Origin of the sequence: Microbacterium sp. PMB16 (genome assembly GCF_051294855.1) — a bacterium.
Taxonomy (GTDB): Bacteria; Actinomycetota; Actinomycetes; order Actinomycetales; family Microbacteriaceae; genus Microbacterium.
The window spans coordinates 3,593,039-3,613,976 of the sequence record NZ_CP145908.1 but is presented as its reverse complement, the minus strand read 5'-3'; the positions used below and the strand labels follow the sequence as shown (position 1 = coordinate 3,613,976).

Genomic DNA, 20,938 nt, shown 5'->3' with positions numbered 1-20,938 from the left:
CCCCCGGTAGTCTTGATCCATGGCAGCTTCGCGTCCCCCGTCCCGTGGTGGCGCCAAGCCCGGGAAGATCCCGCAGGTCTCATGGCGTGAGCCGCACCCGGCTCCGATCGTGCTCGTCGCCGGCCCCGAAGAGATCTGCGCTGAGCGCGCGATCGCCCGGGTGCGCGACTATCTCCGTGCCGAAGACCCCGCACTCGAAGTCAGCGACGTCCGCGCCGACGACTACGCGCCCGGCACTCTGCTGTCCCTCACCTCGCCTTCGCTCTTCGGAGAGCCGCGTCTGGTGCGCGTCTCCGGTGTGGAGAAGTGCACCGACGCGTTCATCCAGGAGGCCGTGTCGTACCTCGATCACCCTCAGGAGGGGGCGACCGTGGTGCTGCGGCACACCGGCGCGAGCGTCCGCGGCAAGAAGCTGCTCGATGCGGTGCGCGCCGGAACCGGAGGCGGCATCGAGATCGCCGTGCCGGCCATCAAGCGAGACGGCGACCGCGTCGACTTCGCGGCGGGGGAGTTCCGTTCCGCGAAGAAGCGCATCGCGCCGCCTGCGCTGCGAGCGCTCGTCTCCGCCTTCGCGGATGACCTCACCGAGTTGGCTGCGGCCTGCCAGCAGCTGATCGGCGACGTCGAGGGCGACATCAGCGAAGAGATCATCACCAAGTACTACGGCGGACGCGTCGAGGTCTCGGCGTTCGTCGTCGCCGACACGGCGATCGCCGGTCGCTACGGTGAGGCACTGATCGCTCTGCGGCATGCGCTCTCCTCCGGAGCAGACCCGGTGCCCATGGTCGCCGCGTTCGCGATGAAGCTGCGCACGATGGCGCGCGTCGCCGGCAATCGCGAGCCGAGCCGTCAGCTGGCGCAGCGCCTCGGAATGAAGGACTGGCAGGTCGACCGCGCGCGTCGCGACCTCGCCGGCTGGAACGAGCGGTCTCTCGGCATGGCGATCCAGGCGACGGCCCGGGCCGACGCAGAGGTCAAGGGCGCGGCACGCGACCCGATCTTCGCGCTCGAGCGCATGGTCACGGTCATCGCGACGCGCGAGCCCTTCGGGGCGTAGGGAGCGCGGGCACGCCGATGCCCGCCGAGGCAGCAGATCTCGCGCCATTCTGGCACGAAAAAGCCCGCCTCAGGGAGGCGGGCTGATTCGGAAGCTGCTCAGCGAGCAGGAGTCATCGCTCAGAGAGCGGCGACCTGCTTGGCGATAGCCGACTTGCGGTTCGACGCCTGGTTCTTGTGCAGAACGCCCTTGCTGACGGCCTTGTCGAGCTTGACGGAGGCCTTCTTCAGGGTCGCCTCAGCGGCGGCCTTGTCGCCGGCGGCGATGGCGGTCTTGGTCGAGCGGATGAGCGTCTTGAGCTCGCTCTTCACGGCCTTGTTGCGCTCGTTCGCCTTCGCGTTGGTCTTGTTGCGCTTGATCTGCGACTTGATGTTTGCCACGTGTGGAACCTTCTGTACAGGAGTGATGGGAAATGCTGGCAGCAGAAGAGGGCTGCTGCACAGCGGTCGTATGGGAAGAACCCACACGCAAGCCAAGAGTCGAGTCTATCAGCAGACGGCACGATCGCGCGAAACGGCGACGACAATGCGAAACTCAGTCGCGGAAGGTCTGGCACCGGGTGCAGAATCATCACTATCCCGACATCCACGTCAAGGAGCCTCATGACCTTCGAGCCCCATCGCCCGACTGTGCCCGCAGGACTTCGCTGGTCGGCGGCGACATCCGCGTTCCAGATCGAAGGGTCCCGAGAGGCGGACGGAGGCGGACGCTCTATCTGGGACGACTATCTGGAACGGCCCGGAGCGATCATCGACGGTTCGACCGGTGACCCCGGAGGCGACAGCTATCGGCATCCGGAGTTGGACGTCGCTCTCGCAGCCGGTCTGGCGCTCGATCGCTACCGCTTCTCGATCCCGTGGGCGCGCTTGCAGCCGGATGGCCGAGGGAACGGGAACACCGCAGCACTCGACCACTACTCGCGCTTCGTCGACCTGCTGTTGGAGGCCGGCGTGACACCGTTCCCCACGCTCTTCCATTGGGAGATGCCGAGCGCGATGGAAGCGGAGGGCGGTTGGCTGAGCCGAGACACCGTCGCACGGTTCGCCGACTACGTGGCAATCGTGGCGGATCGCCTCGGCGACCGGGTCGAGCACTGGTACACGCTGAATGAACCCGCGATGACGACGCTGCAGGGTTACGCCGTCGGCGCGCTCGCGCCGGGGAAACAGCTTCTCTTCGACGCCCTGCCGACCGTGCATCACCAGCTGCTCGCCCACGCACGAGCGTCCGAAGCGCTTCGCGCCCGCGGCGCCGCGCAGGTCGGACTCCTGAACAACCACACATGGGTGCTGCCGCTGCACGACACGGCCGAAGACCAGCAGGCGGCCGCGCTGTACGACATCATCCACAATCGCGTCTTCAGCGAGCCACTGCTGACCGGCGGCTATCCCGACCTCGAGGCGCTCGGGCTTCCCGCGATGCCCGTTCACGATGGCGATCTCGAGGCGATCGTCCGTTCGATCGACTTCTACGGGATCAACTTCTACAACCCGACGACGATCACCGCTGCCGACGCGGCCAGCCCGATTCCCTTCGACATCGTGCCGACACCCGGCGTCCCCGTGACGGGCTTCGGCCCGGAGTGGCCGATCATGCCATCCGCGCTTCGTGATCTGCTGATCGACCTGCATGCACGGCATCCGGAGATGCCACCGGTCATCATCGGCGAGAACGGTGCATCGTTCCCGGAACCGGACGACGCCGGGCGGGTGGAGGACCCAGCGCGGATCGACTACCTCGCCGGGCATATCGCGGCGGTGGCGGAGGCCATCGACGCGGGCGTGCCGGTGGAGGAGTTCACGGTGTGGTCGCTTCTCGACAACTGGGAGTGGGCCGACGGCTACACCCAGCGTTTCGGTCTCGTGCATGTCGACTTCGAGACGGGGGAGCGCACACCCAAGGCTTCCTACGACTGGTACCGCGATCTCATCGCGAGCGCGAAAGCCGCGGCAACGACGACGGAGGAGTCCCGATGACCGGGTTCAAGAAGGCCGGCGCCCGATGGATGTCGTTGTTCACGCTGGCCTGGCTGGCGATCTGGACGGTGCAGCTCACGCCCGTCCAACTGCTGCTGCCGCTGCAGCTCGATACACCGGAGGACGACTGGATCCGCGGCGTCGTGTCGTCCGGCCTGGTGCTCGGTATCGGCGGCCTGGCGGGCATCGTCGCGGGTCCCGTGGCGGGTGCTCTCTCCGACCGGGCGGGTGTGGGGCGTCATCGGCGGCGCCCCTGGGCGCTGGGCGGAGTGTGGCTCACCGCGGTGTGCCTCGTGGTCACCGGGTTCACCAGCGGACCGTGGGCGGTCGGTGCGGCCTGGGTGGGCGTCTCGATCGGCGTGGCGGTCGCCTCCGCGGCCTTCACGGCGCTGATCGCGGATCAGCTGCCGTCGACCCAGCGTGGCGCCGCATCGGCGGCCGTGGGGTCGAGCCAAGCCGTCGGGATCGTGGTCGGCGTCGGCCTGGTGGTGCTGCTGGGCCTCGGCGTCCGCGACGGCTACCTTCTCCTTGCGGGGACCATCGCCGTGGCGGGCACAGTGGCCGCGCTGCTGCTTCCGGATCCTCCGAGCACCGCAGAAATGCGTCCCCGAGGGACCGGCAGCCGCGTACTCGCCTCTCTGCGCGACCGCGACTTCGCATGGATGCTCTCGGGGCGCCTCGTCACCAACGTGGGCAACGCGCTCGGTACGGCGCTCTTCCTGTTCTTCCTCCTGCACGGGCTCGGACAGCCGAGCGACATCGCGACAGACAACCTGCTGCTCCTGATCATCGTGTATACGGTCTTCGTCGTTGTGGCCTCGGTGCTCACCGGCATCATCTCCGACCGCACCGGCAATCGCCGAACCCTCACGATCGCGGCAACGGTCGTGCAGGCCGCATCGGGCGTCGCCATCGCGCTCGTGCCGACCTTCGAGATGACGATGGTGGCGGCAGCCCTGATGGGGCTCGGCTACGGCGCCTTCTCGACGGTCGGACTCGCCTTCGCCGCCGATCTGCTGCCACACGAACAGGACCACGCCCGTGATCTGGGAATCGTGAACGTGACGGCCGCGCTGGGGCAGTTGCTCGGTCCGGTGCTCGGCGCCGGTCTCGTCGCCCTCGTCGGCGGTTTCTGGCTGGTCTTCGTCGCGGCCGCGGTGCTGTCGCTCGTCGGAGGCCTTCTCACCGCGTTCGCGCGCCAGCCGGCGAGGTCATGACGCCGCGGCGGTCTCCAGCGATGCGATCGCCAGCCGCAGCACCGCGTTGAAGACCCGCGGGCGCATCGCCGTGACCAGGTGGGTCGTGCGGGGGACGACGATCAGCTCGGCATGCGGCGCGAGACGCTGGAACAAGCGCTCGTTCACGCGCAGCTGATCGTACTGTCCGTTCACGAACCAGAGAGGAACAGCGATCCGCTTCACGGCGGAGGGGATGTCGAGCGAGGCGAGGCTGCGGAGCGCCGCATCCTGCGTGTCGAGGGCGTAGCCGCCGGCCGCGAAGTCGGAGCGTGTCTCGGCGGGGATGGTGGCCGCGAGCATGCGCCGGGTGATCCACATTCCGCGATCCGGCAGCGAATCGACCGCACGGAACAGCATCCGGTACGCCGTCAGTCCGGCGCCACGGGGGAGCGAGGTGCAGGCCGCGGCGATGACGCCGGCCACCGGCGGTCGCTGACCGCCGCCCGCGTACGTGAGCGAGAGCAATCCGCCCATCGAATGCCCGACGAGCAGCACCGGTCCCTTCTCGGCGGCGGCGCGCACGGCGACGTCGATGGTGTGCAGAGCCTCGTGGAGTGAGAAGTCCTCGTCCATCCGCGAGCCATGTCCCGGCAGATCGACGGCGGTGTATGCGTGCCCGAGCTCGTCGAGATACGCGAGCTGAGACCGCCACATCGTCGCGGACGTACGGATGCCGTGCACGAAGACGATCTGAACGGTCACGCGTTCAGCATAAGGAAAGCGGGGCCGGTGGATGAACCACCGACCCCGCTTCGACACCAGGTGTCAGGGAATTACTTCTCCCAGCCGAGGTTCTCGACCGGGGTGACTCCGAAGAGGTCCAGTCCGACGTACGGCTCCGGCGTGAGGTTCGCCAGACCCTTCTGGGCCACGTAGACCGAAGGACCGTTGTAGAGCGGGATGACGCCCCAGGTCTTCTCGATCAGCTTCGGCTCGAGCTTCATGGCAGCCTCGGTCCAGCTCTTGGCGTCCTTCTGCGACTCGACCTCGTCAGCGATCTCCTTGTCCATCTCGGCGTTGCCGGTGGCGGACAGGTTCAGACCACTGTCGGAGCAGTAGATCTGGCACATCCACGCCGGTCCGAACGGGTCGGAGTCGGTGAAGCGGAGACCGAAGATGTCCCAGTTCTTCGACGTGAAGTCGTCGGAGAAGTCGGCTGCTGCGCGGACCTCGATCTGCACGTCGATGCCGATCTCCTTCTGCTGAGCCTGCAGCGACTTCGCGAGCGCCTCCTGGACGGGGCTGTTGCTGAAGATCGGGTACACGACCGTGAACTTGACGCCGTCCTTCTCGCGGATGCCGTCATCGCCCTCGACCCAGCCGGCGCCATCGAGGAGCTTCTTGGCCTCGTCGACGTCGTACTTGAGTCCGGCCTCGGCGAACGAGTCGGTCCAACCGTCCTGGAAGGAGTACATGTTCAGCGAGCCTGCGGCCTCTTCCTCGTAGCCGAGGCCGTTCCATGCGATCTGCTTCTGCTGATCGATGTTGACGCCCATGAAGAAGGCCTTGCGAGCGTCGAGCTCGGCGAACTGCGGCTTGTCACCGTCGACCATCAGAACCGTCTTGGCGGTCTGCTGAGCGCGGCGGACAACGGCGCCGTCGACGTCCTCGACCTGCTTGAGGCGTTCCTGGCTTCCGGCCTCGACCTGGTCGATCTCGCCGTTCTTGAAGGCGTTGATCGCCGCGTCGTCTTCCAGCGCCGTGAAGGTCACCTTGTCGAGGAGCGGAGCGTTGCCCCACCACTCGGGGTTCGGCTTGAAGGAGACGAAGCCTGCGTTGGCGTCGAACTCATCGACCGTGTACGGGCCAGCGCCCCACTCGGCGTTGAGGTTGCCGATGTAGGCGTTGTTGAACGTCTCGGCGTCGGCGTGCTTCGGGTTGAGGACACCACCGGTGAGGAACGCCATGGACGGCCATGCGTAGATGCCGTCGAACGTGACGACAGCGGTCTTGACATCGTCGCCCTCTTCGACAGAGGTGATCTGCTTGTAGCCGTCGGTCGCGTTCGGGTTGAAGCCCTCGTCGTACGAGCGGTTCGCCTTCCACGTCGCGTCGATGGCAGTCCAGTCCATGTCCGTGCCGTCGTTGAAGTGGGCCTCGTCCGTGAACGTGAAGGTCAGCGTCGTGTTGCCGCCGTCTTCGCCGATCTCGTAGGCGTCGAGGTATGCGTCGTTCTTCGTGACCTCGCCCTCCGGCGAGACCAGGAGGAGCTGCGGCATGTAGTAATACCACAGGCGCGCGGTGTCGGCGCTGGCGTCGCTGTTGAAGGCGTTGAGCTGCTCGGGAACTTCATTGATCTCGAAGTTGACCTCGCCGCCCTCCTTCAGGTTCTCGCGGGGCTGCGGGTTGTAGTCGGCCGCCTTGGTCTCTACAGGTTCTCCGCCGTTGTCTCCGCCGCCGGTGTTGCCGGAACCGCCGGCGCAACCCGCCAGGGCGAGAGCGAGGGCGCCGCTGATCGCGATAGCCCCCATCAACTTCTTGTTCTTCATGGTGCTCCTTCCGCCTTTCGGCGTGTCATAAAGGGAAGAATAGTTCGGCTCGCGGGAAACCACATCGGCCGAGAGTGAATCATGCCTAACCGTTATCGGACGGTGACCAGGCGCCGTCGAAGCCGGATTCTGGCGGTGTCAGACCGAGACCGGGCGGGTGCTCATGGTCTCGGCGTCGAAGATGACGCGTCGACGCGTGCGCTCGATGTCGGGGTCGGGAACCGGGATGGCGGACAGCAGAGCCTGGGTGTACGGATGCTGAGGGTTCTCGAACACGTCCTCGACGTCGCCGTGCTCGACGAAGTCGCCGAGGTACATCACAGCCACGCGGTCGGCGATGTGACGGACGACCGAGAGGTCGTGGGCCACGAACAGGTACGAGAGCCCCAGCTTCGCCTTCAGCTCGTCGAGCAGATTGATGACGCCGGCCTGGATGGACACGTCGAGCGCCGACACCGGCTCATCCAGCACCACGATCTTCGGGTTCGTCGACAGTGCGCGGGCGATGCCGATGCGCTGACGCTGACCACCGGAGAACGCCTGCGGGAAGCGGTCGCTGTGCGCCGGGTTGAGTCCGACGAGATCCATCAGCTCATCGACTCGCGCGTACGCCTCATCCTTCGGAGTGCCGATCGCGAAGAGCGGCTCCGAGATGATGTCAGCGACCGTCATGCGCGGGTCGAGCGCGCCCATGGGGTCCTGGAACACGATCTGGATGTCACGACGCAGCTGACGCTCGACCTTGTGGCTGCGGATGTCGTTGACGCTCGTACCGGCGATGACGATGTCTCCGTCGGTCTGCTTGACCATGTCCATGATCTGCAGAAGTGTCGTCGTCTTGCCGCTGCCGGACTCGCCGACGATGGCCATCGTCTCGCCCTCGCGGACGTCGAAGCTGATGCCCTTGATGGCCTGGACCTCACCGACCTTGCGCTTCAGGAATGCTCCCTTGAGAAGCGGGAAGGTCTTCGTGAGGTTCTTCACCTCGAGCGTCACCGGACGCTCTTCGCGAGGAACCTCGGCGAGCGGGCTCTCCGGCACAGCCCGGATCGGGTAGATCGGGAGTTCGCCGAGGAGGCCGCCGTCCTGGATCTCGTTGGCGCGGATGCAGGCTGCGCGGTGCGTGTCACCGGAACCTGTCGATACCGGAAGCAGATCCGGCTCCCGGGTGCGGCACGCATCCATCACGACGGGGCAGCGGTCGGCGAACGGGCACGCGTCCGGCAGGTTGATGAGCAGGGGCGGATTTCCTTTGATCGGCGTGAGAGGTTCCTTCTCCGCCTTGTCGACCCGCGGGATCGCGCCGAGGAGGCCGATCGAGTACGGCATCCGCGTCTTGTGGAACAGCTCATGGACGGGGGCCTGTTCGACGGGCTTCCCGGCGTACATGACCATGACGTCGTCAGCGGTGCGGGCGACGACCCCCATGTCGTGAGTGATCATCATCACCGCGGCGCCGGTCTCCTGCTGCGCCTTCTCGATCAGGTCGAGGATCTGCGCCTGGATCGTGACGTCCAGCGCGGTCGTGGGCTCATCGCAGATGATGAGCTTCGGATTGTTCGCCATCGCGATCGCGATCACGACGCGCTGACGCATGCCACCGGAGAACTCGTGCGGGAACGACTTCATCCGTCGTTCCGGCTCCGTGATGCCGACGAGCTTGAGCAGCTCGACCGAGCGGTTCCAGGCGTCCTTCTTCGAGAGGCTGCGGTGCACGGTCAGCGCCTCGATGAGCTGGTCGCCGACCGTGAAGACCGGAGTCAGCGAGGTCAGCGGGTCCTGGAACACCATCGACATGCCGTTCCCGCGGATCACGGAGAGCTGCTTGTCGCTCATGCCGAGCAGTTCCTTGCCGTCGTACATGATCGAGCCGGTGACCTTGGCGTTCTCATCGAGCAGGCCCATGATCGCCAGCGACGTCACCGACTTGCCGGATCCGGATTCGCCGACGATGCCGAGCGTCTTGCCGGCCTCGAGGTCGAAGGAGACACCGCGGACGGCATCGACCCTGCCCGCCTCGGAGGCGAAGCTGACCTTCAGGTCGCGGACTGAGAGTACGTTGCTCATGCTCGGCCTCCAGCCGCAGAAGTCGGATCGAGGGCGTCACGCAGGCCGTCGGCGACGAGCGCCATCGACACGGTGAGCAGGGTGAGCGCGGCGGCGGGGAAGTAGAACAGCCACGGCGATGTGGTGAGTGAGCTGGACCCGGCTCCGATCAGCGCGCCGAGCGAGACGTCCGGGATCTTCACGCCGAAGCCGAGGAACGACAGGCCGGTCTCGGCCACCACCGCGTTGACGACGCCGAGGGTGAAGTTGATCACCAGCAGCGAGCCGATGTTGGGGAGCAGGTGGCGGAGCACGATCTTCATGCCGCGGACGCCCATGTAGCGCGCGGCGCTGACGTACTCACGCTCACGCAGGGAGAGCGCGAGAGTCCAGATCACACGAGCGGGGAAGTACCAGCCGATCACGAAGATCATGATGAGGGCGATGACCCGCCAGTCGCCGCCCGACTTGTTCGAGATCATCGCGAGGATCAGGAAGCTGGGGATCACCATCATGAAGTGGATGACGAGCAGCGTGATGCGCTCGGTCCAGCCGCCGAAGTACGCGGCTGCCGTTCCGACGAGCGCCGACACGATCGTCACGCCGACGGAGACGGAGACGGCGATCATCAGAGAGCGCTGCAGGCCGACGGCGACCTGGGCGAAGAGGTCGTTGCCGGCGTTGTTCGTTCCGAACCAGTGGTCGGGCGAGGGGCCCAGGCTGAGGGCGAGGAAGTCGAGCTCGACGTGGTCGTACCGGGCGATCATCGGGCCGAAGATCGCGAACAGCACCAGGACGGCGAAGATGACGAGTCCGGCGACGGCACCCTTGTTCCGGGCGTAGCGACGGGAGTACAGCGTCCACTTCGACAGTCGGCGGGTGGCGACGCGCGTGGTCTCGGGGCCGGGAGCATCCGGAGACCGCTCGACGGTGGGGTCGATCATTTCCGAGGTCATGTCAGCTCACTCTCACTCGAGGATCGAGTACCACGACCGCGACGTCGGCGAGGATGGCGCCGATCGCGGTCAGCACGGAACCGAAGGCCGCGATCGCGACCGTGCCGTGGACGTCGTTCTTCGTGATGGCATCGATGAAGTACTTGCCCATGCCGTTCCAGGCGAAGATCGTCTCGGTCAGGACCGCGCCGGTGAAGATGGCGGGGATCGTGAACGCGACCTGCGTGGCGACGGGGATCAGCGACGTCCGCAGTGCGTGCTTGCGGATCGCCTGCTGCTTGGTCAGCCCCTTGGCGCGAGCTGTGCGCACGTAGTCGGCGCTGATGTTGTCGAGCAGGAGCGAGCGCTGCAGGAAGTGGATGCCGGCGTAGCCGATCAGGACCAGGGCTATCGTCGGCAGCGTCAGATGTTGGAGGACGTCTATGAGTACGGGGAAGAAGCCCTCCACCCCCCGACTGGCGTTGCCTGTCACGAAGAAGATGCGAACACCGGTCGCGTTGTTCAGGCCGATCGCCAGGAGCACGATCGCGAAGGCCGCGACGACGATGGGGATGTTCATCGTGATGATGCTCGTCGCCTGACCGATGCGGTCGGCGAGCTTGTACTGACGCGATGCGGTGTAGACGCCGAGGGCGATACCCAGGATGGTCGTGAGGATGGTCGCGCCGAGGACGAGTTCAGCGCTGACCCACATCCGGTATGCGACCTGCTCGTTGACCGATCCGCCGGTCGGGCTGACGCCCCAGTCCCAGCGGAGCAGGATGCCGGAGAGCCAGGTCCACCACCTCTCGATGAGAGGAACCGTGTCGCTCAGATTGCGCGGCGCCAGTGTGTTGACGATCTGCTCTTCGGTCAGCGGCGGACGCCTGCCCACGTAGTTGCTGCGGGGATCGAGGAACCCCCAGGCCAGGAAGTACGTGATGTTGGTCGCGACCACGATCATGAGCAGCCAGCCGAGTGCTCGGCGTACGAGATACTTGATCAAGGTGATGATTCTTTCTCTATTACAGACGCGCTCGGGATCTGCCGACGCAACGCTGAGCCGGGTAGTTATTCAACCACCATCTACCGTTCTGCGCGATGAAACCATGCCACACGGGTCGTGACGCAGTCCGATCGCCCACGGGATCCGGTGTCACGGATTGCTCCCGGGCAACTTCGCGAGACTACCACCGGTATTCCAGAATTCGGCATTAGGCATCCCTCACCGGATCGATGGAATCGATGATCGGTCACCCCTCACCGTAGAATCGACGGGACATGTCACCACGCGCTCTCACACCTCTTCAGCCTGCCGCGACACCGGCTGCGCAGATCCGCAACTTCTGCATCATCGCCCACATCGATCACGGCAAGTCGACCCTCGCCGACCGCATGCTCCAGATCACCGGAGTGGTCTCCGATCGCGACATGAGGGCGCAGTACCTCGACCGCATGGACATCGAGCGCGAACGCGGCATCACGATCAAGAGCCAGGCGGTGCGGATGCCGTGGCAGCTCGAAGGCGAGACGCTCGCGCTCAACATGATCGACACCCCCGGTCACGTCGATTTCACGTACGAGGTGTCCCGTTCTCTCGCTGCCTGCGAGGGAGCAATCCTCCTCGTCGACGCGGCCCAGGGCATCGAGGCGCAGACGCTGGCGAACCTCTACCTCGCCCTCGAGAACGACCTGCACATCATCCCGGTGCTGAACAAGATCGACCTGCCGGCGGCCGACCCCGAGAAGTACGCGAAGGAACTGGCATCGCTCATCGGCGGGAAGCCGGAAGACGTCCTGCGCGTCTCGGGCAAGACCGGTGTCGGCGTCGAGGAGCTCCTCGACCGGATCGTCCGGGACATCCCCGCGCCGGTCGGTGACGCGGATGCTCCGGCGCGCGCCATGATCTTCGACTCCGTGTACGACGCCTACCGTGGCGTCATCACGTACGTGCGCATGATCGACGGCAGCTTCTCGCCGCGCGAGCGCATCCAGATGATGTCGACCGGCGCCAACCACGAAGCCCTCGAGGTCGGTGTCTCGAGCCCGGAGCCCACGCCCTCGAAGGGCCTCGGCGTCGGCGAGGTCGGCTACCTGATCACCGGCGTGAAGGACGTGCGCCTGTCGAAGGTCGGCGACACCGTCACCACCGCACGCAAGCCGTCGGACAAGCCGCTCCCGGGGTACACCGATCCGAAGCCCATGGTCTTCTCGGGTATCTATCCGATCGATGGCAGCGACTACGCCGAGCTCCGCGAGGCGCTCGACAAGCTCAAGCTCTCCGATGCGTCTCTCGCCTACGAGCCCGAGACCTCGGTGGCGCTCGGCTTCGGCTTCCGCTGCGGGTTCCTCGGACTGCTCCACCTCGAGATCATCACGGAGCGGCTCGAACGCGAGTTCGGTCTCGACCTCATCACCACGGCCCCCAGCGTCATCTACGAGGTGCTGACCTCGGACACCGGTGAGACCGTCACGGTCACGAACCCGAGCGAATACCCCGACGGGCGCATCGGGTCGGTATCCGAGCCGATGGTGAAGGCGGCGATCCTGCTGCCGAAGGACTACGTCGGCACCGTCATGGAACTGTGCCAGTCCCGGCGCGGAACGCTGCTCGGCATGGAGTACTTCTCCGAGGAGCGCGTCGAGCTGCGGTACAACATGCCGCTCGGCGAGATCGTGTTCGACTTCTTCGACCAGCTGAAGTCGAAGACCCAGGGGTACGCGTCGCTCGACTACGAGCCGTCCGGGCAGCAGGAGGCCGACCTCGTCAAGGTCGACATCCTCCTGCAGGGCGAGAAGGTCGACGCCTTCAGCTCGATCGTGCACCGCGACAAGGCCTACGCGTACGGCACGCTGATGGCGGAGCGGCTGCGCAAGCTCATCCCTCGCCAGCAGTTCGAGGTGCCGATCCAGGCTGCCATCGGTGCGCGCATCATCGCCCGAGAGACGATCCGCGCCATCCGCAAGGACGTGCTCGCCAAGTGCTACGGCGGCGACATCACCCGTAAGCGCAAGCTCCTCGAGAAGCAGAAGGAGGGCAAGAAGCGCATGAAGATGGTCGGTCGCGTCGAGGTCCCCCAGGAGGCGTTCATCGCCGCGCTCTCCGGTGACGTCGAGGGCAAGGACAAGAAGTAGTCACTCCGTCCTGACGCACGAACTTCGCAGATCGACACGAACTTCGCAGGCAATCCGCCCAGGCGTGCGAGATTCCTGTCGTCGTGCGAAGTTCTGCGCATCGGGGAGTGCAGGGATGTGACCCCGCGCGGCGCGGGGGGTGATCGCCCAGGTAAGTCGAAGTAGGCTGGAACTCATGCGGCGCGGGACTTTCCGAGACGACACGGTGGACTATGCGGCCGTGGGTGCGACCCACGCGCCCGATCTGATGCACTACCCGCCGGAGCGCAGCATCCCGGCGGAAGATTCCTGGCGGATCGGGAGCGGAGCGGAGCGGTTCCAGACCGCCGGTGAGGCTCTTCTGTCCTGGACGGCGCAGCGCGCAGCCGGGCTCTCGGTCGACGACCTGCGACCCGCGCCGGGCCCCGCCTACGCGGGTGTGAGCTTCGACGCAGAGGGCAACCCGATCGCACCGAGCAAGCGCGACGTCGAGCCGCGATACGACGCCGAGGGAACTCCGTTCGTCGGCGCGGGAATGACATTGCACCTCAAGGGACGCATCGGCGGCATGCGGGCCGACTCCGAGCTGCGTGTCATCTCGGTCACCGAGGAGACGCGGCGCATCGGGTTCGTGCTGGGTACGGTCGGCGGTTCGGTCGTCAGCGGCGAGGAGTCGTTCGACGTCGAGTGGCGGGAGGACAACGACGAGGTCTGGTTCACGGTGCGTGCCTTCGATGCGCCGAACTCCCTCCTGTACCGCACGGTCCCCGCGCTCGTGAAGCGCCGCCGCCGCGAGCTGTTCGCCCGCTACCTCCGCGCGATCTCTCCGCTCTACGCGACGCCCGTCTGATGGCGCGAGCGTTCTGATGGCGGGACCGCTCCCGCTCGGCGATCCCGCGCCCACCGACGGACGGCTGCCGGCAGACCTCCCGATCGACCGCGCGGTGCCGTTCTCGGCATACCTGCACATCCCGTTCTGCCGGGTGCGCTGCGGCTACTGCGACTTCAACACGTACACGTCGACGGAACTCCGCGGCGCGAAGCAGGAGGACTACGCCGCCACACTGCTCGCGGAGATCGACCTCGCCCGCCGGGTCCTCGATGACGCCGGCGCGCTGCGCCCCATGGACACGGTGTTCTTCGGCGGCGGCACGCCCACTTTGCTCCCGGCCGGTGATCTTGCCCGGATGCTGGAGGCTGCGGCATCCGCCTTCGGGCTGGCCGACGGCGCCGAGGTCACGGTCGAGGCCAACCCCGACACCGTCACTCCGGCTGTAGCCCGGACGCTTGCCGGCGCCGGTGTGACGCGCCTGTCGATCGGGATGCAGTCGGCGGTGCCGCACGTGCTGGCAGCTCTCGATCGCACGCACCAACCGGACAACGTGCGTACCGCCGTCGCTGCTGCTAAGGACGCGGGGCTCGCCGTGAGCGTCGACCTGATCTACGGCGCACCGGGGGAGTCGCTCGCCGACTGGGAGGCCTCCCTCGACGCGGCGCTCGCACTGGACTCGGAGCACATCTCCGCGTACGCCCTCATCATCGAGGACGGCACGAAGCTGGCACGGCAGATCCGGCGCGGCGAGGTGCCGACCCCCGACGACGACCTGCAGGCCGATATGTACGAGCTCGCCGATGCACGTCTCGCCGCGGCCGGGTTCGAGTGGTACGAGGTCAGCAACTGGGCTCGTGCCGCGGCCGGCGCCGGTTCGGCAGCCAATCGTTCGCGGCACAACCTCGCGTATTGGCGGGGGAGCGATTGGTGGGGCTTCGGTCCCGGGGCGCACAGCCACGTCGCGGGACTGCGCTGGTGGAACGTGAAGCACCCCGCGGCGTACGCGCAGCGGCTCGCGGCATCCGAATCTCCCGCGGCGGGAACGGAGCGTCCCGATGAGCAGTCGCGGCTCCTGGAGCGGATCCTGCTGCTCAGCCGGATCCGCGAGGGGTTCGCGATCGATGAGCTCCCCGCCGCGAACCGGACGCGTGTCGCCGGTCTCATCGCCGACGGGCTCGTGGATCCGGCGGCGGCCGTCAAGGGCAGCATCCAGCTGACGCTTCGCGGGCGGCTGCTGGCCGACGCCGTCGTCCGCGAACTCACCGACTGAATCAGCCCAGCAGTTGATCCAGGGCGGCCGTGCGCCGCTGCGGGAGCGTCGCGCTGCGGGTGTCGAACACCCGCGTCAGTCGGTCCGAGCCGAACGCCGGCCACCCGGGGTCGCCGCTCTTGATGAACGACGTCCAGGCGGCGTGCATCTCGTCAGCGAGCTGTCGTGGAGCATCCGGGCCGGTCAGTCGTCGGGCTTCGTCATCATCGAGGTGGTCGAAGACGAATCCGAGTTCGAGCGCGTGCGCCGCGCGGAGGTCGCGAACCCGGCTCTCCCAGGCGAATTCGTAGACGTAGGTCGGTGCGGTTCGACGGCGCGCGACGCGCGTGAGCGGACCACGCAGCAGCAGGTCCGTCGCGAGCTGGCCGAAGATCTCACCGGTCGAGGCATCGGGGAACTCCGCGCGGTACGCCTGCACCGCGCGGCGTGGGATGCGCAACGCGAGACGCGCGGCGAGAAGCTTCAGTTCGCTGATCCCGCCCAGAGCCTCCGGAGGGAACCACAGCCGGTATTCGTCGGAATTGGTGCCGATGAGCAGCGGTGTGTCGATCTCGGGGATCACCTCGTGGGGCGAACGGGGGAGGCTCTCCGGCTCGACCGCGAACTGGAATCCGGGTGCGCCGCCGAGCGGAGACGAGCCCGCCGCGTGCTGACGCCGTGCCTCGAGAAGCCCGTCAGGAGGCACGGCCGCGAAGGATGCGCGTTCAGGGCGGATGCCGAGGCGTTTCGCCAACTGCGCAGTGATGCGGCCCGCCTTCTTCGGCGATTGCGCTTCCAACGGCGCGGACTCGATGATCGCGCGAGTGATCAACCCGCGAGAGCGGTCCTGCGCCAGCAGGCCGGCGACGATGGCGCCGCCTGCCGACTCGCCCATCACGGTGATCTGCTCCGGATCGCCGCCGAAGGCCGCGACCTCGCGGTGCACCCAGGCGAGCGCTGCGGCCGCATCCTGCAGGCCGAGGTTGCGCGGTGCGCCCTCGAGCACGGAGAAGCCCTCCGAGCCGAGACGGTAGTTGATCGAGACGAAGACGATGCCCTCGCGTGCGAACGATCTGCCGTCGTAGAGCGGGAGCGCAGCAGTTCCTCGTTCGAGCGCTCCTCCGTGGATCCACAACAGCACGGGTGCCGAGGTCGCGTCGACCGGCGCCCAGACGTTGGCCGTCAGGATGTCGTCTCCGTCGATGCGGACGGAGCCGAGCAGCTCGCTGATCGGGGCCGGGTAGGGGAGCTGCGGCGGTGTCGGTCCGAACGCGGTCGCGTCGCGCACACCCGACCAGCTCGCCACGGGCTGCGGTTCCCGGAAGCGGTTCTCGCCGAAGGGGGCAGCGGCGTAGGGGATGCCGAGGAATCGGCGGATGCCGTCATCGACAGTGCCGCGAATGGTGCCGTCGGAGAGAGTCGCGGTAGGCGGCGTGGTCATGTGGGTCATCCTATGAGGCGGTTCCATCGGGGCTTACTCGGCTTCGCGGGGTAAGATTGGCACTCGGAACATCCGAGTGCCAATGAGTGTCCGAGTGTCAGCGGAAGGGGAAGGCGATGGTCTCAGAGCGAGGACTCCAGGTTCTCCGCGCGATCGTGAAGGACTACGTCGAGACCCACGAGCCTGTCGGAAGCCGCTCCATCGTCGATCGGTACTCCTTCGGCGTCTCCGCGGCGACCATCCGCAACGACATGGCCCTCCTCGAGGATGAGGAGCTCATCACGGCTCCGCACACGTCGTCGGGACGCGTGCCCACCGACAAGGGCTACCGCGTCTTCGTCGATCACCTGGCGCAGCTGCGCCCGCTGAGCGTGGCGCAGCGGACGGCCATCGAATCGTTCCTCACGGCACCGTCCGACCTCGATGACCTGATGATCCGCACCGTGCGCGTGCTCACCCAGCTCACCGGTCAGGTCGCGCTCGCGCAGTATCCGTCATTCGCCCGCGCGCACATCACGCACATCGAGCTCGTGGCACTCGCTCCGAACCGGATGCTGATCGTGCTGGTCACCGACGCGGGCGGCGTGTCTCAGCGGATGACGCCGCTCCCCGTCGACGTCGACGAGACCGACATCGCCCTGCTGCGTGCACGGCTGTCGGCCCTGATCACGGGCCAGGCGGTCAGCGATGCGGCCGAGCGCCTGCAGAACCTCGTCTCCACGACCGAGCACCAGCCCCAGGATGCGGCGCTCAGCACACTGGCGGCCGTCGTGGTCGAGGAGCTGGGCGCATTCCGTCAGGAGCGACTGGTGATGGCTGGCGCGGCGACCCTCGCGCGCCGCGAGCAGGACTTCCGGGGCAGCATCCATCCTCTGCTCGAGGCGATCGAGGAGCAGGTGACGCTGCTGCGTCTGATGAGCGAGATGGTCACCGACGAGCACGGCCTCGCGGCGAGCATCGGTACCGAGAACGCGCCGTTCGGACTCGGCGAGGCCTCGATCGTCGCCAGCAACTACGCCGCCCCGAGCGGCATGGCGCGCGTCGGTGTGATGGGGCCGACTCGCATGGACTATCCGAGCAATCTCGCGGCAGCACGGGCGGTCGCCCGCTATCTGTCGCGGATGCTCGATGAAGACGAGGCCGCTCGCTGAGGCGAGGGCCACGAGAGACACACGCAGAAAGGCGATTGTGGCGGATCACTATGAGGTTCTCGGGGTGTCCCGGGACGCTTCCACTGATGAGATCAAGAAGGCGTATCGACGCCTCGCACGGCAGCTCCACCCGGACGTGAACCCGGGGGATGACGCGGCAGAGAAGTTCAAGCTCGTCACGCACGCCTACGACGTGCTCAGCGACGACGAGTCGCGTCAGCGCTACGACATGGGCGGCGGAGAAGGCGGCGCCGGCAACTTCGGGGGCTTCGGCGGCTTCGGCGACATCTTCGAGACGTTCTTCGGGGCGGCGCAGGGCGGCGGACGCGGCGGTCGCCCGCGATCCCGACGCGAGCGCGGCCAGGACGCCCTCGTGCGCGTGAACCTGGATCTCGGTGACGTCGTCTTCGGTGCGCACCGCGACATCGAGGTCGACACCGCGATCCTCTGCGAGACGTGCCAGGGGTCGTGCTGCCAAGCGGGCACCTCGCCCGTCACCTGCGACATCTGCGGCGGTTCGGGTCACGTGCAGCGCCAGGTGCGCAGCCTGCTCGGCAACGTCCTCACCTCGCAGCCGTGCGGAACCTGCGAGGGCTACGGCACGACCATTCCCTACCCGTGCGGCACGTGCGGCGGCCAGGGGCGGGTGCGTTCGCGTCGCACCGTGTCGCTCGACATCCCGGCCGGCGTTGAGACCGGGCTGCGGCTGCAGCTTCCGGGCTCCGGCGAGGTCGGCAAGGCCGGCGGTCCCAACGGAGACCTGTACGTCGAGATGACCGTGAACGCGCACCAGGCCTTCAGCCGCGAAGGCGACGATCTGCTTGCGACGCTCGAGGTGTCGATGACAGACGCGATCCTCGGTACCGAGACGTCGATCCAGGGGCTGGACGGCGAGGTCGACCTGGAGATCCGCGCGGGTGTGCAGTCCGGCGACGTGCTGACGATTAAGGGCCGCGGCATCACGCCGTTGCGCGGATCTCAGCGAGGGGACCTGCGAGTCGGCGTGCAGGTCGTGACGCCGACCAAGCTGGATTCGGCGCAGCGCGCGCTGATCGAGGACTTCGCCAAGAAGACCAAGGCTCCGGGCCCGCAGCTCGCGCAGTTCCAGCAGGGACTGTTCTCCAAGCTCCGCGACCGCTTCCGCGCGCACTGATCGTGGCACTGCACTTCCTGGTCGAGTCTTCGACCGAGGCGGCGATCGGCGATCTCGTGTCGCTGACCGGTGCCGAGGCGAAGCATGCCGCAGTGGTGCGGCGTCTTCGCGTCGGCGAGGCCGTGACGGTCGGCGACGGCGCGGGTGTCTGGTTGACAGGGCTCGCTGAGGAGGTGTCGCCGACGCGCGTCGATGTGCGGGTCACCGGTCGGGTCGAGCATCCGTCGGCATCGCCGCGCGTCGTGCTGGTGCAGGCCCTTGCCAAGGGCGATCGAGACGAACTCGCGGTGCAGGCCGCGTGCGAGCTCGGCGTGGATGAGATCGTCCCGTGGCAGGCGAGTCGCAGCGTGTCTCGCTGGGAAGGCGCCAAGGCGGCGAAGGGACGTGAGCGTTGGGCGTCGATCGTCCGGGAGGCCGCGAAACAGGCGCACCGCGCGTGGGTGCCGGAGGTCACCGCTCCGGTGTCGACCGTCCAGCTCGCCGCACGTGCGGCAACGCAGCGGGTGCTGCTGTTGGACCCCACCGCATCCGTTCGCCTGTCCGAGGTGCGCCCGGACGGGCGCGATCTCGTGCTCGTCGTCGGACCCGAGGGCGGCATCTCCGACGAAGAGCTCTCGCGTCTGACGGATGCCGGGGCCGAACGAGTGCTCCTCGGCGACACGGTGCTGCGCACGTCGACCGCGGGGCCCGCCGCCATCGCCGTCTTGTCGGTGGCGCTCGGCCGCTGGTGACCCTTTCGCCGCTCACCGGCCGGTGTACGCGACGGTCAGTAGACTTGACCCCATGACGGAACTCTCGATCTTCACGCGCATTCTGAACGGTGAGATCCCTGCGGAGATCCTCGCCGAGACGGATCGCCTGTTCGCGATACGTGACATCGCGCCCCAGGCACCGGTTCATCTGCTCGTCGTTCCCAAGACGGCAGAGTTCCGCGATGTGACCGAGGTGGCAGCGGGCGACCCGTCCCTCCTCGCCGAGATCGTCGCCTTCGCGAAGGAACTCGCCGCGGAACACACCGATGACGGCGACTTCCGTCTCATCTTCAATACCGGCGCGAACGCCGGACAGACCGTCTTCCACGTCCACGCGCATGTGCTGGGCGGCGGACTTACCGAGAAGAGTGTCGGTGCCTGAGAACCACGAACCGCAGGAACGCAGCCTGGGAGGATCGACGCCGGAGTCGGTCGAGAAGATCTACGCCGACGGCGTCGCCATGGTGCAGCTGCTCGGTCCGCAGGATCGTCTGCTGCGGATGCTCGAGAAGGAGCACCGTGATGTGCAGGTGCTCGTCCGCGGCAACGAGATCACGCTGAGCGGCGATCGCGAGGCGGTCGAGCGTGCGAAGGGCCTCGTCGAGGAGCTCATGGCGATGACCAGGGCCGGCCAGGATCTGGCTCCGAGCGACGTCGCGAACTCTGCGCGGATGCTGCGGCAGGAAGGCGGCCCGCGTCCGAGCGAGGTGCTGGGCGAGGCCATCCTGTCGACCCGCGGCAAGGTGATCCGTCCGAAGACGCTCGGGCAGAAGGAGTACGTCGACGCGATCGAGCAGAACACGATCGTCTTCGGCATCGGTCCCGCCGGAACCGGTAAGACCTATCTCGCGATGGCGAAAGCGGTGCAGGCACTGCAGCGCAAGGAAGTCACCCGCATCATCCTCACCCGTCCTGCGGTCGAGGCGGGGGAGCGGCTCGGATTCCTGCCCGGCACGCTCACCGACAAGATCGACCCCTACCTGCGCCCGCTCTACGATGCGCTCAACGAGATGATGGATCCCGAGATCGTGCCGCGCCTGATGGCATCGGGAACGATCGAGGTGGCGCCGCTCGCGTACATGCGCGGCCGCACCCTCAACGATTCGTTCGTCGTGCTCGACGAGGCCCAGAACACCACGCCGGAGCAGATGAAGATGTTCCTCACGCGTCTCGGGTTCGGCACGCGGATGGTCGTCACCGGCGACATCACCCAGGTCGACCTGCCGCAGGGGTCGTCGGGCCTGCGACTGGTGACGCGCGTGCTCGACGGCATCGACGACATCCATTTCTCGCGCCTCACGAGCGACGATGTGGTGCGCCACTCGCTGGTCGGGCGCATCGTCGACGCGTACAGCGAGTACGACGAGCAGCGCACGGCGCAGAGGTTCGAGCGCGAGCAGGCGGCCGCCCTTCGTCAGGCTCAGGGACCGGATGCTCGGACCGACCGACGGGGCGCGCAGCGGCCAGGACCACGTGACCGGATGCCGAAGCGAGGCCTCTCCTGA

General features: G+C 67.1%; 18 protein-coding genes. 11 read left to right on the top strand and 7 right to left on the bottom strand.

Translation table 11 applies throughout. The features are described 5' to 3' along the window. The first annotated feature begins 19 nt into the window (after positions 1-19). Positions 20-1,057, top strand: coding sequence for a DNA polymerase III subunit delta (holA, locus tag V5D55_RS17390; RefSeq protein WP_435745429.1), 1,038 nt, complete (start codon positions 20-22; stop codon positions 1,055-1,057). A 119-nt stretch (positions 1,058-1,176) separates the two neighbouring features. On the opposite strand, the gene rpsT is transcribed toward holA, so the two are convergent. After that, positions 1,177-1,437: a 30S ribosomal protein S20 gene (gene rpsT, locus V5D55_RS17385; protein WP_435745427.1), complete on the bottom strand. Its 261-nt coding sequence runs from the start codon at positions 1,435-1,437 to the stop codon at positions 1,177-1,179. 222 nt (positions 1,438-1,659) lie between these two features. Here rpsT and V5D55_RS17380 point away from each other — a divergent pair, with 222 nt between their 5' ends. Both V5D55_RS17380 and V5D55_RS17375 read left to right on the top strand, forming a co-directional pair. Continuing rightward, complete coding sequence (locus V5D55_RS17380) at positions 1,660-3,033, top strand: glycoside hydrolase family 1 protein (RefSeq protein WP_435745425.1); 1,374 nt, start codon at positions 1,660-1,662, stop codon at positions 3,031-3,033. Further along, a complete protein-coding gene (locus V5D55_RS17375; RefSeq protein WP_435745423.1) occupies positions 3,030-4,250 on the top strand; it encodes an MFS transporter in 1,221 nt (406 codons plus the stop codon). The genes V5D55_RS17380 and V5D55_RS17375 overlap by 4 nt, the downstream gene beginning before the upstream one ends. Here V5D55_RS17375 and V5D55_RS17370 read toward each other — a convergent pair. From V5D55_RS17370 to V5D55_RS17350, 5 genes are all read right to left on the bottom strand, one after another. Continuing rightward, positions 4,245-4,973, bottom strand: a complete 729-nt coding sequence (locus V5D55_RS17370; RefSeq protein WP_435745421.1) for an alpha/beta fold hydrolase — start codon at positions 4,971-4,973, stop codon at positions 4,245-4,247. The genes V5D55_RS17375 and V5D55_RS17370 overlap by 6 nt on opposite strands. Before the next feature lie 71 nt (positions 4,974-5,044). Beyond that, on the bottom strand, positions 5,045-6,760 hold the full coding sequence (locus tag V5D55_RS17365) for an ABC transporter family substrate-binding protein (protein ID WP_435745419.1): 1,716 nt from the start codon (positions 6,758-6,760) through the stop codon (positions 5,045-5,047). Positions 6,761-6,898: 138 nt separating this feature from the next. After that, positions 6,899-8,827 (bottom strand): ABC transporter ATP-binding protein, encoded by a 1,929-nt coding sequence (locus V5D55_RS17360; protein ID WP_435745417.1) that lies wholly within the window; start codon positions 8,825-8,827, stop codon positions 6,899-6,901. Then, a complete protein-coding gene (locus tag V5D55_RS17355) occupies positions 8,824-9,762 on the bottom strand; it encodes an ABC transporter permease (protein WP_435745415.1) in 939 nt (312 codons plus the stop codon). The genes V5D55_RS17360 and V5D55_RS17355 overlap by 4 nt, the downstream gene beginning before the upstream one ends. Position 9,763: 1 nt before the next feature. Then, on the bottom strand, positions 9,764-10,747 hold the full coding sequence (locus tag V5D55_RS17350; protein ID WP_435745413.1) for an ABC transporter permease: 984 nt from the start codon (positions 10,745-10,747) through the stop codon (positions 9,764-9,766). Positions 10,748-11,022: 275 nt separating this feature from the next. Between V5D55_RS17350 and lepA the strand changes: the two genes are divergently transcribed. The 3 genes from lepA (at position 11,023) to hemW (ending at position 14,957) form a co-directional block, all read left to right on the top strand. Beyond that, positions 11,023-12,876 (top strand): translation elongation factor 4, encoded by a 1,854-nt coding sequence (gene lepA / locus V5D55_RS17345; protein ID WP_435745411.1) that lies wholly within the window; start codon positions 11,023-11,025, stop codon positions 12,874-12,876. A gap of 175 nt (positions 12,877-13,051) precedes the next feature. Further along, a complete protein-coding gene (locus tag V5D55_RS17340) occupies positions 13,052-13,705 on the top strand; it encodes a DUF1990 family protein (protein ID WP_435745408.1) in 654 nt (217 codons plus the stop codon). A gap of 16 nt (positions 13,706-13,721) precedes the next feature. Then, positions 13,722-14,957 (top strand): radical SAM family heme chaperone HemW, encoded by a 1,236-nt coding sequence (gene hemW, locus V5D55_RS17335; RefSeq protein ID WP_435745405.1) that lies wholly within the window; start codon positions 13,722-13,724, stop codon positions 14,955-14,957. 1 nt (position 14,958) lies between these two features. Here hemW and V5D55_RS17330 read toward each other — a convergent pair whose 3' ends face one another. After that, on the bottom strand, positions 14,959-16,377 hold the full coding sequence (locus V5D55_RS17330) for a carboxylesterase/lipase family protein (RefSeq protein WP_435745403.1): 1,419 nt from the start codon (positions 16,375-16,377) through the stop codon (positions 14,959-14,961). Between the two features lie 116 nt (positions 16,378-16,493). On the opposite strand from V5D55_RS17330, the gene hrcA reads away from it, so the two are divergent. The 5 genes from hrcA to V5D55_RS17305 all read left to right on the top strand — a co-directional run bounded on the left by hrcA (position 16,494) and on the right by V5D55_RS17305 (position 20,938). Continuing rightward, complete coding sequence (gene hrcA, locus V5D55_RS17325; RefSeq protein WP_435745400.1) at positions 16,494-17,528, top strand: heat-inducible transcriptional repressor HrcA; 1,035 nt, start codon at positions 16,494-16,496, stop codon at positions 17,526-17,528. A 37-nt stretch (positions 17,529-17,565) separates the two neighbouring features. Then, entirely contained in the window at positions 17,566-18,681 is a 1,116-nt protein-coding gene (dnaJ, locus tag V5D55_RS17320; RefSeq protein WP_435745397.1) for a molecular chaperone DnaJ, read from the top strand. Between the two features lie 2 nt (positions 18,682-18,683). Then, positions 18,684-19,412 carry a 16S rRNA (uracil(1498)-N(3))-methyltransferase gene (locus V5D55_RS17315; protein WP_435745395.1) on the top strand — a complete coding sequence of 243 codons (729 nt, stop codon included), beginning with the start codon at positions 18,684-18,686 and terminating at the stop codon, positions 19,410-19,412. Positions 19,413-19,464: 52 nt separating this feature from the next. Further along, the gene (locus V5D55_RS17310) at positions 19,465-19,815 is read left to right on the top strand and encodes an HIT domain-containing protein (RefSeq protein WP_435745393.1); all 351 of its coding nucleotides are present in this window, start codon (positions 19,465-19,467) and stop codon (positions 19,813-19,815) included. Positions 19,816-19,894: 79 nt separating this feature from the next. Further along, on the top strand, positions 19,895-20,938 hold the full coding sequence (locus V5D55_RS17305; protein WP_435749333.1) for a PhoH family protein: 1,044 nt from the start codon (positions 19,895-19,897) through the stop codon (positions 20,936-20,938).